The following is a 13,933-nucleotide window of genomic DNA, read 5'->3' as shown; positions in this document are numbered from 1 at the left end:
CCGTTTCCATAAGAGGGAACGACAGTTCCCATAAGGAGAAACAGCAGTTCCCATATAAGGAAACGACAGTTTCCAACGATAGGAAACGCTTGTTTCCATACGATGGAAACTGCCGTTTCTGCATTAAGAAACGCGCGTTCCCTTAGGCAGGAAACTACAACGCGCTATATTACAGAGAGATAAAGAAGTATTGCTACTCCATTTAAACACCTATTATTTATGTTAGAAACAAGTATATTAGACCAAGTGCGGGCGTTGTTCCAGCATCTGGAAGCCCGCTATATCTTCCGCATCGCCTATAACCCTCAGCACGAGCAGGCACAAGAACTGGTGTCCTTCCTGGACGATGTAGCCAGTTGTTCCGGCAATCTATCCTGCCAACTGATGCAGACTGAAGAACCGAAACTGGAGTTCACCCTCGTAAAAGACGGTACGGAAACCGGCATCAAGTTCCGTGGCATACCGAACGGACATGAGTTTACTTCCCTGTTGTTGGCAGTGCTAAACGCCGATGGAAAGGGGAAAAATCTGCCGGACGAAGCAATCGGCAGGCGTATCAAGGCATTGCAAGGTCCCATCCGCTTGCAGACTTATGTATCGCTGACCTGCACCAACTGCCCGGACGTGGTACAAGCCCTGAACATCATGGCACTTCTGAACCCGCAAATCACGCACGAGATGGTGGACGGAGCTCTTTATCAGGAAGAGGTGGATGCACTGAAGATACAAGGCGTACCATCTGTTTATGCCAATGGCAAGCTGTTGCACGTGGGACGTGGCTCTTTGGGCGAACTCCTGCAGAAGTTGGAAGAAACCTTCGGCAGCCTGCCGCAGGAAGGCGAGACGCCTGTTCAAAGAGAATTCGATACCATTGTCCTTGGTGGCGGACCTGCCGGAGTATCGGCAGCCATTTATTCTGCCCGTAAGGGATTGCGCGTTGCCATCGTTGCCGAGCGCATCGGTGGACAGGTGAAGGAAACGGTAGGTATCGAGAACCTTATTTCCGTTCCGCAGACGACCGGCGCACAACTTGCCGATGCGCTAAGAAGTCATATCGGACACTATCCGGTAGAGATCTTTGAAGAACGCCGGATAGAGAAGGTAGAGCTGAAAGGCAAAGAAAAGACGGTCAGCGTCATTGGTGGAGAGGTATTTACTGCCCCCACGGTCATCATCGCCACGGGTGCAAGCTGGCGGAAACTGAATGTGGAGGGCGAAACGGAGTACATCGGACGCGGTGTTGCTTTCTGCCCGCATTGCGACGGGCCGTTCTATCAAGGCAAGGATGTAGCTGTTATCGGCGGAGGGAACTCAGGCATAGAAGCAGCCATCGACTTGGCAGGTATCTGCAAGAAGGTAACCGTTTTTGAGTTTGCCGATACGCTGAAGGCCGACCAGGTGTTGCAGGAAAAAGCCCGGAATCTGCCGAATGTGGAGATATTCACTTCTTCGCAGACGACTCAAGTAATCGGTAACGGCGAGAAGGTAACAGCCATCCGCATCAAAGACCGCATCACGGGCGAGGAACGCGATTTCCCGTTGGATGGTATCTTTGTACAAATCGGACTGGCTGCCAACAGCGCTCCTTTCCGCGATATGCTGGACATGACGCCGATAGGAGAAATCAAGATAGATGCTTTCTGCCGCACTACGCTTCCGGGAGTTTATGCCGCAGGGGATGTATCGAACGTTCCTTATAAGCAGATTGTCATTGCAATGGGCGAAGGCGCCAAGGCGGCGCTGTCGGCATTCGATGACAGGATTCGCGGGGTGGTGTAGCGATTGAGTTTTATATCTCTTCGCACACCGGCATTTCCATACCCTTATATACTACTATAATCTTATGTAACTGTGTGGTACCAATGGCACGCTTCACCGTATCCGTGTCGGCATAGCGGTTGGCTTGGATAATGGCTTCCTGACGAAGTTCTTCTACACGGCTTTCGGGGTCGCGGTACTTGGCGTACTTCAACTCTACGATGTAGCTGTGCTTCATGTCGGAGTAGATTTCCAGCATCGGGCAGAGGAAGATATCAACGTAGCCTGCTTGCGTATCTTGCTCGGAGATGGGACGGTAGAAGCGGTTCTGAGCCGTCATGGCAAGGGTGAAGCCGTGGACAAAAGATTCGCCTTTCTGCTTGTCGCGCTGCGAGGCGTAGCGCTTCAGGCAGTCGGCGATGTAGCCGAAGTAGGATTGCCAGTCGCCGCGATAAGCCAAAGCGCTGGATAGTCCGTTTTTCTCGTAACTACTGAAGCTGAGGTCGGCTTCATTGTAAGTATTGAGTAGATAAGTATAGAGCTGCTCCTGCACCACCATGTTGGGGATGGTGAGTTTAGTTTCACCTTCGTACGTACCGCTAATGGTGAGCATACCGAAGTAGTAAAGCAGGCTGACGAAGTTATCAGGATTCGTAATGCTGACGGCAGGAAAGCCGTCCTTCAGTTCTCCGGTGACGAAGCCCTGGCTGACCAAAGTCTGTATAATAGAAGCATCATGGGCAAACTCCTTATCCTTGCGGATGAGCATGCGCAGCTTTTCGTAATCGATGCGGATGTTGCTTTCCACCATTTTTTCCGGAGCGCGGCCACGCTGGATATAGTTGTCGACGAAGTAGAGTACCATATTAGAGTTATACATAGTAGTCTCACCATAGCATTCCTTGGCAAAACAGTAGTTGTCGTACCAGGGCTTCATCATCTCTATCAATTCGTCCACGGTGTGACGGAAAGGACTGTTCGTTGAATAATAAGTCAGCATCTCACGCACTTCTTCTTCCGTGAAACCCATCATTTGGTTGAATTCCGGCGATAAGGAATAGTTGGTACCGATGTTGAATCCGCTAGTCAGGTCGTCCATAGTCACGGGGCTTACGCCGGTAATGAAACAACGCTCAATGCTAGAGTCTGTTCCGGCTTTCACTTTATTGAAGAAGGCACGGAGGTAGCCTTCGCCATGCGTTTCGTTGGTGTATCGATGCAGGCTTTCAGGGCTGGAAAGGATAGCGTTGGTGAAGTGGTCGTATTCATCGATGAAGAGGTATATCTTTTGCCCGGTCTTGTTGCATTCCGTAAACAGATATTCAAATTGCTCGACTGCTCCCTGCTTTTCGTCCAGTTTTTCTTTGATTCCCTGGGGCAGATAGTCAGCATAGATATCGCAAAAATAGTCGAACATAGTCTGGCAATGTGCATCCAACCCCTTGCGGTAATCATTCAGTTCTCCACTGATACCGGAGAAGTTAAGTTTCAGTACGAGGTAACTGTTACGGCTTGGTGTGGGATGCTCTCCGATGTAAAGGCCAGAGAAGAGGGCGTCGAACTGATCACGGGTACGGATGTCGTAGTAGTGCTGCAGCAGGTTCAGCGTAAGGCTCTTGCCGAAGCGGCGGGGGCGGATGAAGAAGAAGAAGTGGTTGGCTTCTTCTATAAGGGGGATGAAGTGGGTCTTGTCTACGTAGTAGGCGTTTTCGCGGCGGATGGCGGCGAAGTTCATCATGCCATAGGGGATGCGGCGGCGGTTGGGGAGTATCAGTTCTTCCATCATTGTATGCTTTACGTGAATACTTATATCAAAGACAATGACAAAGATACCTGCTTTCTGCGGGTTTCACAAAGAATATCGGGAGTTTTCTTGAAACTGCTATATAGCTCTTGATAAGAATTCGGCAATATCCTCCTTCTCCTCCATACCAAGCTTCTGCCGGATGACGGTCTTACGCTGATAGACCGTCCGAACGCTTTGTTGGATAACGACACTGATCTCTTTGGTGGAGAAATCCGATTTCAGCAGACAACAGAGTTGCAGTTCCTTTTCATTCAGGATATTGCCATACTTGCTACTGATATGCGTATAGAAGCCGTCGTACACCATATCAATCGTCTTATACAGATCTTTCCAAACCAGCAAATCGTCTGCTACTACATCTTTATTCGCTATCCGCCCCATCTGTACCAACAACTCTTGATGATCGGAAGTAGGATTGGTAGCCACGATGCGTATCAAACCCAATTGTTGAAGCAGCATCTTCTTGACAAACTTATCGTTCCTGCCGTTATCAACTTCTTCCGTCTCGTTCAACAAGCGGCGCAGCGCTTCCAGCTCTTCTTCTTTCTCTACAAGCAGACGCTTTCTTCTTTGCAAATACCAAATAACACCTATCAATAGCAAGATACAAAGAGAAATCAGCCCTACAAAGAAAGTCCGCTCTTTCTGCTTCTCCAGTTGCAGGTTCATATTCTGCTGTTGAAGAAACAACTGTGTCTTGCCTTTTTGCATTATCACCCGCTGATCGCGTATAAAGTCATTATATGTCCGGTTAGAGAAGAATGCAACGTCCCGGATTGTAAAGGAACGGCTGTCGATATAGTTCATCAAGGTCTTCTGCATCAAGTAATAGGTACTAAACCATAAGTCCTGGTCCATGTAAGGCAGGCGCGTACTATCACCCTTCTGCATATAATAGCGGGCAGAATCCATTTGCCCCATGTTCAAGAAATAGCGGGCAAGCGAAAGACAAGACAAACTCAGAAAAGGATTGTCGGTTTCTTCATACTTCTGCAAAACGCGACGTTGCAGGCTGATGGCTTCCTGATTCTTTCCGGAGTCGCTCAACATATCGGCATAGTTGCGCATCACATAGCCCCACACCAATGCGGAGTCTTCGGGTGTGTATTGGCATTCGGATGCTTTGCGAAGGGCAATCAGTGCGGAGTCTATCTGATTCTCGCTGTAATACAGCACTGCCAAACTGTTGTAGTCGGCGCAACGTTTGGTAGAATCACACCTTATCGCCATCAACTGTTTCTGCAAGCGCAGCAATCCCTTAAAATCGTCATTACCTTCCCCTATGTCGAGTACAGATTGTAGCAGGCGGATACGGGCAGCCGTATCATTGTATAAAGCTGCAATACTATCCCCCTCAATCAGCATTTCCGTAGCTTCTTTATACCTTTCGTTGTCATAGAGATAGTATGCAGAAAGTTTGTAGGCACGCAGTAATTGCAGGGTATCTTTCACATCCTGTCCCCCACAGTAGTGCAAGGCATACGGTAACAGGGTATCTTCGTTCATCACCCAATGGGCAGTGAAGTGTGCTTGCCCCAAGGCGAGTGCAAACCGTGCCCGCAAGGAATCGGGCAATGCATCGGGATCTTTCACCGACTGAAGCAGGGCAATGGCTTCCTCTGCATTCTGCTGCAACGTCTGTTCTGCCTTTTCTATCTGCAGGCGCTGCGACGATACCTGGTCTGTACATGCTGCCAATGCCAGCATACATGCCAAACTCATCAAGCCGTGCTTCAATGCTTTCATATAGTTTCCCATCATCTTTAAGCGAACCGGATTTTAGATTCTCTGCAAAAATAGATATTTACTGATTAACGGGGGCAAAGACAGGATACTTTTTTGCACTTTTCTTTATATATAAAGCCGTGGCAGGCAGATATAAACTTTTTCATAAGGCCGCACTTAAAACTTACTAATTACCAATAGATTGCAAAACACGTTGCACTTTAATTAGTGGTAGATATAAATCGTATTTCCGGCTTTTCCACCCTACCTTTGTCATGTTCGAAGAACGAAATAATCACTATAAACTATAAGAAGAAATGAAAAAGTTAAGTATCATTTTAGGGATGTTATTCTTATGTATCTCCCTCGAAGCAGCAAACAAGATCAGCGGTAAAGTTACCGATGACAGTACCAATCAGGGCATCGAATATGCCAATGTCAGCCTAATGGCGCAAGACTCCACTTTCATCACCGGAGCCGCCACGGACAACAGCGGCAACTTCTTGCTGAAAGAAGTAAAAGACGGAGATTACATTCTGTGCATCTCATGCATCGGATATGACAATTCCTACCTCTCCATCCGGAATCTGAAAGCAAACCTACAATTAGGAGAACTGCCTTTATCCGCCAACGGTGTACTGCTGGAAGGCGTTACCATCACAGCAAGCCCCGTAATCAAGAAGACCGACCGCCAGATTATCCTTCCCACCGAAATGCAAGCCAAAGCAGCTTCCAACGGACTTACGTTACTCAGAAACCTCCAACTGTCGCGTATCATCATCAATCCGGTAAACAACAACATCAGCGCTCCCGGCGGAGAGAACGTACAGCTCCGCATCAACGGCGTAGAGGTGACACAAGCCGAAGTCATAGCCATCCGCCCTGCCGACGTCATCCGCATAGAGTATATAGACAATCCCGGAGCACGCTACGGGAACGTTGCCGCCGTACTGAATTACATCGTGAAGAGAAGGGAATCGGGAGGAAACATCTCAACCGATTTGACCAACGGAATATCCTCCAAAACGGGATATGGAGAGTACAACCTTTCAGCCAAATACAACTTCAACAAGTCGGAAATCAGCACCACCGCCTATTGGGGACGAAGGGACTTGAAGTGGACACGCGAGAACTATGAGAGCTTCCGCTTCTCCGAACTGTTCCAGGAAAACAAAGAGATAGGCGAACCTACCAAGGTAAAGTACGATGCCCTCAACTTTAACCTCAATTACAGTTACCAAGACAATGATAAACAGCTTCTCAACATCGCCCTCAGAAACAATTATAATGATACTCCCCACTCCATGGCGGACAGAATCAGTACGCTGCACGAAGGGGAAGCTGTTTACTCCATATCCGACCTTTCTTCCTCCAAAGTCGTCATCCCCTCACTGGACATCTACTACCAACGGAACCTGAAGCACAAGCAGACCATCTATGCAGACGTAGTAGCCTCTTATCTGGACAGCAAGAATGAACGGACGTTCGTACAGAAGATGCCGGATAAGGACGATACGGACATCTACTCCAATACCAAAGGACAGAAGTACTCCATTATCGGCGAAGGAATCTATGAAAAGCAGTTCAACGACGGCAAGTTTACCGGAGGCGTCAAGCATACACAAGCCTACTTGCAAAACAAGTATGCGGGCAATGTAGAGAATAAAATCACGATGAATACGGCAGAAACTTACCTGTTTGCCGAATATCAGTCGAAGATAAAGGGCCTGAACTACACGGTAGGAATCGGCGCTATGAGGACTTACAACAGCCAGGAGGAGTATTCTTCCGAGAAATACATATTCAAGCCCACCCTGAGTCTGTCCTATTCGATAAACGGGCAATGGTTCTTCAGATATAACGGATATGTATCGGGCTACGCTCCTTCCCTCTCCGACCTGAATGACATTTCGCAAGCGATGGACAAGTATCAGATCCGTAAAGGAAACCCCGACCTAAACTCCGTTACGTTTGCAGCAAACACGCTGACGGCAAGCTGGCAAAGTAAGTATATCTCCGTAGAATTGTTCGGAAGATACAGCTACGACAGCAAGCCGATAATGGAAAGCACTTACTATGAAGACGGGCACTTTATCCGCACTACCGAGAACCATAAAGGCTTTCACCGGATGAATCTGGAGACAACCATACAACTTCGTCCTTACAAAGAGTACATCGCCCTCAAGATCACTCCTTTCCTGAACCGCTACGTCAGCTACGGCAATGCCTACACCCATACGCATACCAACGCAGGACTGCGCGGCAGCCTCATGGCCATGTATAAGAACTGGGTACTCATGGCAGAAATGAATACAAGCAACCATACTCTATGGGGAGAGACGCTGACCAGAGAAGAGAAACTGCACACCATCATGGCAGGCTACAACACGGAGAAGTGGAACGTCTCTGCCGGAGTACTGAACCCGTTCACCAAGAAGTACGAGCAGGAGATAGAGAACCTGTCGAAGCTGGCTCCCTACCGACAACTGGCGTACTCCAAGAACTTAAGTCCGATGTTTATGATCAATGTATCCTTCAGCCTGGATTTCGGAAAGAGAAAGGACAGTCAAGGGCGGAGAATCAATAATAAGGACGTCGATACGGGAATCTTGTCGGGGAGCAAATAACGCTCCCCCCCTCTTACACTTCCTCGCACACCGGCATGTCCATGCCTTTGTACACGACCACAATCTTATGCAGCGTCGTAGCGCCGATGGCACGCTTCACCGTTTCCGTGTCGGCGTAGCGGTTGGCTTGGGCGATGGCTTCTTGGCGAAGCTCTTCTACACGGCTTTCGGGGTCGCGGTACTTGGCGTACTTCAGCTCGACGATGTAGCTGTGCTGCATGTCGGAATAGATTTCGAGCATCGGGCAGAGGAAGATGTCCACGTAGCCGGCCTGCGTGTCCTGCTCGGAGACGGGGCGGTAGAAGCGGTTCTGGGCGGTCATGGCCAGGGTGAAGCCGTGGACGAACGACTCGCCTTTCTGTTTGTCGCGTTGTGAGGCGTATTGCTTCAGGCAGTCGGCGATGTAGCCGAAGTAAGCCTGCCAGTTGCCGCGGTAGGCCAGTTGGCTGGCGAGTTTATCCTTCTCGTAGTTGCTGAAGCTGAGGTCGGCCTCGTTGTAGGTATTCAGCAGGTAGGTATAGAGTTGCTCTTGCACTACGAGGTTGGGGATGGTAAGCTTGGTCTTGCCTTCGTGCAGCCCGCTGATGGTGAGCATGCCGAAGTAGTAGAGCAGGCTGACGAAGTTATCGGGATTCGTAATGCTCGCGGCAGGGAAGCCGTCCTTCAGTTCGCCAGTGATGAAGCCTTGGCTGACGAGGGTCTGGATGATGGAAGCGTCGTGGGCAAACTCCTTATCCTTGCGGATGAGCATACGCAGCTTCTCGTAGTCGACGCGAATGTTGCTCTCTATCATGCTTTTCGGAGCACGGCCATTGTCAATGTAGTTTTTGACGAAGTAGAGCACCATGTTGGAGTTGTACATCGTGGTGTCGCCGTAGCATTCCTCTGCGAAGCAGTAATTATCATACCACGGTTTCATCATCTCTATCAGCTCGTCCACGGTGTGGTGGAAGGGGCTGTTCCCGGAGTAGTAGGTGAGCATCTCGCGCACCTCCTGTTCGGTGAAGCCCATCATCTCGTTGAACTTTGGCGAGAGGGAGTAGTTGGTGCCGATGTTGAATCCCGAGGTGAGGTCGTCCATCGTGACGGGGCTGACGCCGGTGATGAAGCAGCGTCCGATGCTGGAGTAGGTACCGGCCTTCACCTTGTTGAAGAAGGTGCGCAGGTAGCCTTCGCCGTGGGTCTCGTCGGTGTAGCGCACCAGGCTTTCGGGGCTGGAGAGGATGGCGTTGGTGAAGTGATCGTACTCGTCGATGAAGAGGTACAGCTGCTGTCCGGCTTCCTGGCAAATTTGGCAGAGGGCGTCGAGCTGACTGACGGCATCGGTGCCGATTTTCAGTTTCTCCACAGCGTCGGGCGGCAGCAGGTCGGCGTATTTCCGGCAGAAGAACTCGAACATGATGCAGCAGTGCGCGTCCAGTCCTTGGCGGTAGTCGCCCAGCTCGCTGGTGATGCCGGAGAAGTTGAGGTAGAGCACGAGGTAGGAGTTGCGCTCCGGCGTGGGGTGCGCTCCGATGTAGAGGCCGGAGAAGAGGGCGTCGAACTGATCACGGGTGCGCACGTCGTAGTAGTGCTGCAGCAGGTTCATCGTAAGGCTCTTGCCGAAGCGGCGGGGGCGGATGAAGAAGAAGAAGCGGTCTGCTTCTTCGATCAGGGGGATGAAGTGGGTTTTGTCTACGTAGTAGGCGTTATCGCTGCGGATAAGGGCGAAGTTCATCATCCCGTAGGGGATGCGGCGACGGTTGGGGAGTATCAGTTCTTCCATTGTTGTATGCTTTAGCGGGGTGAATACTTATCTTATAAACAAGGTAATGGCAAAGATACCTGCTTTCTGCGGGTTTCGCAAAGAATGGTGGGTGTTTTCTCTGAGTAAGAAGAGATTTCTGCTATCATTTTGCCCTGTCATCCTGAACGTATTGAAGAATCTCCTTCCTTTATGACAGGAGAAGAGATTCTTCAATACGTTCAGACTATACAGAGTTTAGCACCCTATTTCCTTATCAGGCTCCCCCCTCTTCGGGCATTTCCGGCTTTTCGTTTTTTTTCTTGCCCTGGTTGGCTATCACCAGTTTATACTTCTCCGTGAGAACGTTCATCTTCTCGGCGAAGGCAGTGATTTCCTTAGTGGGCTGGATGAGAGCGTAGGCGTTCACCGTGTCCACCACCTGATGGTAGAAGTCGTCGCAGGCGGAGCGGAGCTGACGGCTGTCGGCCTCCTTGACGGGCTGGCGGCTAAGGGCTTCGGCGTCGCGGGCGGCCACAGCGGAGGTGAAGTCAGCGTTCAGCTCGTCCAGCATTTCGACGATGAAGTCCATGCCGAGGGACTTCAGCGGTTCGGTCATGCTTTTATCGGCCAGGGCGTCGATGAGGCCGCTCACTTCCTGCGTCTCGCGGTTCATCTCGTGGGATTGGATGTTGCGGTAGGGACCAACGGTGACGGCGATTTTCTCGGCGGTATCGGCGTGCGAGGCCTTGGGGCTGCGCAGGTAGGCGTCGGTCAGGTTGAAGAGGAGCGAGACGGCCTGGTCGCGGGCATGGTCGGCGGTCTGCATCTGCCGGGTCTCGGCATAGGCCGAGGGGCGGTTCACCACTCCATTCTCGGCCGTGGCGGCGTCCTGATAGGCAGGTGCGATGACGTCGAGGTGGAGGGCTTCGGGGGTGGCGATGGTGATGAGTTCGAGGACTTCGCCGTGGAATTTGGCATGCGCCGCAATGGTGAGCGACGTGATGCCGAGAGTTTTGATTTTTGTAGCCATAACTTTTTTCTTTTTGTGCTCTTCTCGAACGGAAGGGAGAGCGGATTCGTTTACATTTGTTAGCAATCAAACGGCTGTGAAAGTGAAATATTTCACAGCCGTTAGTAATAGAGCTCCCTCGGAGGATTCCTGTTCACATCCGTTAAGGAAAGAGTTCCTGCGGAGGTGTCCGCCTACCCCGTAGGGGGCATGGAAGCTCTCGTAGAGGTTCCAGAGGCTCGGAAGGTGCCGCGGCAGTTCCCGTGGAGGCTTCCGAGGACTCGGAAGGGGCCGCGGGAGCTCCGGGCGGGGTATCCGAGCGCCCGGAAGGCTCCGCGGGAGTTCGTTATCAGTTGGTGGGGGCGCCGGACAGCAGTATCGGAGTCTTGTCGTCTCCCTCGCCTATTTCGAAGTGCCAGTTGCAGGTTCCCTTATTCAGTTCGTTCCACTTCTTGATTCCGGCGTTCAGCGTTTCGACGCTACCGCCAGAGTTCAGCGTAGACAGGTCGTCTACCTTGGTTACGGCCGGGGCCGGGTTGGTACCACCGATGCCGGCATCAATCGTCATGCCGGCAGCCTTTACCCACAGGCAGTTGAAGAGCTGGCTGGTGCCGGAGTTTGCCAATTCTCCGCCGATAGCGCCGGTCTTGCTTTCATCGAGGGCGTTCCAAACTTTCCCTATACTGTAACAGCCACTTACTGCATAGCTTATAGGGCCGGACTTCGATGTTCCAACTTCACCTGCTATGCCGCCCGTGCTTTTCTTACTGTAACCTTTTACTTCGCCCGTATTGTAGCATCCTACGATGTACATTTGGTCGTTACTGGTCCTGCCATTGCAAGAACCAACGATACCACCGACATAATAGGCGCCGTACACGTAAGCCAGATTGCGGCATGCTATCACTTTTCCGCTCTCCTGGAGGCTGCCTACTATGCCACCGACTGTAGCCGTCTGTCCATTCTTATTGGTTGCCGTACCCTTATAGGAGCAGTTTTCTACTCTGCCCATAAGTATTCCGGTTATACCGCCAACATTGGTAGAGTAATCTGTCTTAATGTCTCCTTCTACATTCAGGTTCATCACCACACTTTCTGATTCTATCGATCCGAAGAGGCCGATATAGCTAGCAGTGACGTCAGTAGGATCGGTATCTTTTATAACCATTCCTTCTATCTTATGATTATTTCCATCGAAAAATCCCTTGAAGTACTTCGGATCCGGCATCTTGTAATATCCTATCGGCTTCCAGTTTTTGCCCTCCTGAGCGATGGTGATGTCGGTGGTCAGCTTATACCAGGTAGAAGTTTCCGGATGCTGCTTCACCCATGCCAGCTTCGAGGCTGTGTCGATGATGAGCGGATTCGTCTCCGAAGCAGGGTTGCCGTCAGCGGTGACGGGTTCGGTGGCCACGTAGGTGTCTTCGTCCATTTCGGCCGTATAGATATTGGTCTTCGGAGCTGCTGCTACGGTCACTGTGCACTGGGCTGTCTTCGTAGCATCCTCATCGGACACGAAAGTGATGGTCGTGGTGCCTTCCGTAAGTCCGGTCACCTCGCCCGTGGCAGCGTCAACCGTAGCCACGGCCGTGTTGCTGCTCGTCCACGCTCCGGTCTGGATGGTGGCATCGGCAGGCGTAAAGGTGGGGGTCAATGTCTGTGGAGTGCCGATGAAGACTGTAACATCCGCCAGCGCCACGTTTGTCAGGACAATGTTGCTTACGGTCACCGTGCACTCTTTCGTTATTCCGCCCGTCTTGGTCGTGGCAGTGATGGTGGCGGTGCCCTTCTTCACGGCGGTCACCTTGCCCGTGGCGTCTACCTTGGCTATTTTGTCGTCGCTGCTGGTCCAGGTCACGTCTTGGCTGGCATCGGCGGGAGTCACGGTTGCGGTCAGCGTTTCTGTTTTACCTGCCACCAGTTCGAGGGTTGTCTTGTTTAGCGTCATGCTCTCGGGTGCGGCCTTCGTGCTGTAGAAAAGGGCGCGCGTGGCCGATACTTCAGCACCTTCGGAGTCGATAAGCGTCACCTTCAGCAGCACTACGTCGCCTTCCTGCACATCGGCGGGGACGGTGACTGCGACCGAGGGTGGTGTGGCTACCTTGCCGTCTTGTTCGAAAGTGGGAGCGGTGAGTTTCACTTTCCAGGGGCTGCTGCCAGCGCGAGTCACGATGTCGACGTTGTCGGCCGTCTGAGTTACTTCGGCCTTCATGGCAGCGTAAGTGGCCTTCGTCATTTTTTCGGAGAGTTTCAGTTCAATCTTCATGGCTGTTGTCTTGTTCACAGCCTTCAGTTGCAAGGGGGCGTATCCGTCCTTGAAGCTGATGGGAGTACTCAGCAGCGGCAGAGTGATGGTGGTAGTACCGTCGGCCAGGGTAAACACTACGTTGTCGGCGTTCACCGTGATGCCGTCTTTCTTAAAGATGGCGTCGCCTTGCGGGCCGGTAGCGCCGGTGGCACCTGTGGCACCAGTTGCGCCGGTAGCACCTGTGTCGCCTTTATCACCCTTATCGCCTTTGGCTCCGGCAGCACCGGTGGCGGGTACTTTGGCACCATTGTTCAGTAGCCACTCGCCGTCTACTTTCCAATAAAGCTTGCCTTCGAAAGTGTCAACGCTCAGCACCGGAGTATGACCGTCTTTGCCATCCTTGCCATTCACGCCGTCCTTACCATTCGTTCCATCAACGCCGTCCTTACCGTCAGCACCATCTTTACCATTCGTGCCATCAACTCCGTCTTTACCGTTATCACCGGTGGTACGAATCTTCTGGCCGTCGGCACCCGTCAGCCATTTCACTTCGCCGTCGCCTAGCTGAATCGTCCAATAGTAATGTCCGTCGGTATCTTTCTTTACACCGATAAGGGGCGTTACGCCGTCCTTACCGTTCGTACCGTTCACGCCATCTTTGCCATCGGCACCGTCTTTACCATCGGTACCATCTTTGCCGTTCGTACCATTCTTAATGGTAATGGGCTTGCCCTTGGCAAAGTTAATGGTGTAGCCCACCTCGGTAGTTCCCTCCATGATGGGAGTTACACCCGTCACGTAGTCATTCTTCTCCAAAGCGGAAACCAGCCCCTGCAGGGCTTCAATCTGGGAGTTCGTCGTGTTGCACCACGTTTCCAGTTTCTCTACTCGCGACTGAAGGTCAGTCACATCATTTCTCAGTTCGGTGTCGTCGTAGTCGTCGCCGCAACTAAACATCGCCAGTGCCATCACGAGCAGCACTGCATAAGATTTAATCTTTCTCATGTGTGTTTTAAGTTTATAAAATTATTAA

The 13,933-nt window shown here is 51.4% G+C and carries 7 protein-coding genes; 2 read left to right on the top strand and 5 right to left on the bottom strand.

Annotation, left to right across the window (positions count from 1 at the left end; all coding sequences use genetic code 11):
- Positions 1-219 precede the first annotated feature (219 nt).
- Positions 220-1,779 carry an alkyl hydroperoxide reductase subunit F gene (gene ahpF / locus AAE250_RS00745; protein WP_294595532.1) on the top strand — a complete coding sequence of 520 codons (1,560 nt, stop codon included), beginning with the start codon at positions 220-222 and terminating at the stop codon, positions 1,777-1,779.
- 10 nt (positions 1,780-1,789) lie between these two features.
- On the opposite strand, the gene AAE250_RS00740 is transcribed toward ahpF, so the two are convergent.
- Positions 1,790-3,541, bottom strand: a complete 1,752-nt coding sequence (locus tag AAE250_RS00740) for an AAA family ATPase (RefSeq protein WP_294595562.1) — start codon at positions 3,539-3,541, stop codon at positions 1,790-1,792.
- A 99-nt stretch (positions 3,542-3,640) separates the two neighbouring features.
- On the bottom strand, positions 3,641-5,311 hold the full coding sequence (locus AAE250_RS00735) for a tetratricopeptide repeat protein (protein WP_294595534.1): 1,671 nt from the start codon (positions 5,309-5,311) through the stop codon (positions 3,641-3,643).
- A 296-nt stretch (positions 5,312-5,607) separates the two neighbouring features.
- On the opposite strand from AAE250_RS00735, the gene AAE250_RS00730 reads away from it, so the two are divergent.
- Complete coding sequence (locus AAE250_RS00730; protein ID WP_294595535.1) at positions 5,608-7,917, top strand: TonB-dependent receptor; 2,310 nt, start codon at positions 5,608-5,610, stop codon at positions 7,915-7,917.
- Between the two features lie 13 nt (positions 7,918-7,930).
- Here AAE250_RS00730 and AAE250_RS00725 read toward each other — a convergent pair whose 3' ends face one another.
- From AAE250_RS00725 to AAE250_RS00715, 3 genes are all read right to left on the bottom strand, one after another.
- Positions 7,931-9,682: an AAA family ATPase gene (locus AAE250_RS00725; RefSeq protein WP_294595537.1), complete on the bottom strand. Its 1,752-nt coding sequence runs from the start codon at positions 9,680-9,682 to the stop codon at positions 7,931-7,933.
- 235 nt (positions 9,683-9,917) lie between these two features.
- Positions 9,918-10,673, bottom strand: coding sequence for a DUF6261 family protein (locus tag AAE250_RS00720; protein WP_294595539.1), 756 nt, complete (start codon positions 10,671-10,673; stop codon positions 9,918-9,920).
- A gap of 328 nt (positions 10,674-11,001) precedes the next feature.
- A complete protein-coding gene (locus AAE250_RS00715) occupies positions 11,002-13,905 on the bottom strand; it encodes an Ig-like domain-containing protein (protein ID WP_294595541.1) in 2,904 nt (967 codons plus the stop codon).
- Positions 13,906-13,933: the final 28 nt, after the last annotated feature.

Origin of the sequence: Bacteroides sp. GD17 (assembly GCF_038448625.1) — a bacterium.
Classification (GTDB): Bacteria; Bacteroidota; Bacteroidia; order Bacteroidales; family Bacteroidaceae; genus Bacteroides.
Note: the sequence above shows the minus strand (reverse complement) of the source record. Positions and strands in the feature narration are given on the sequence as shown.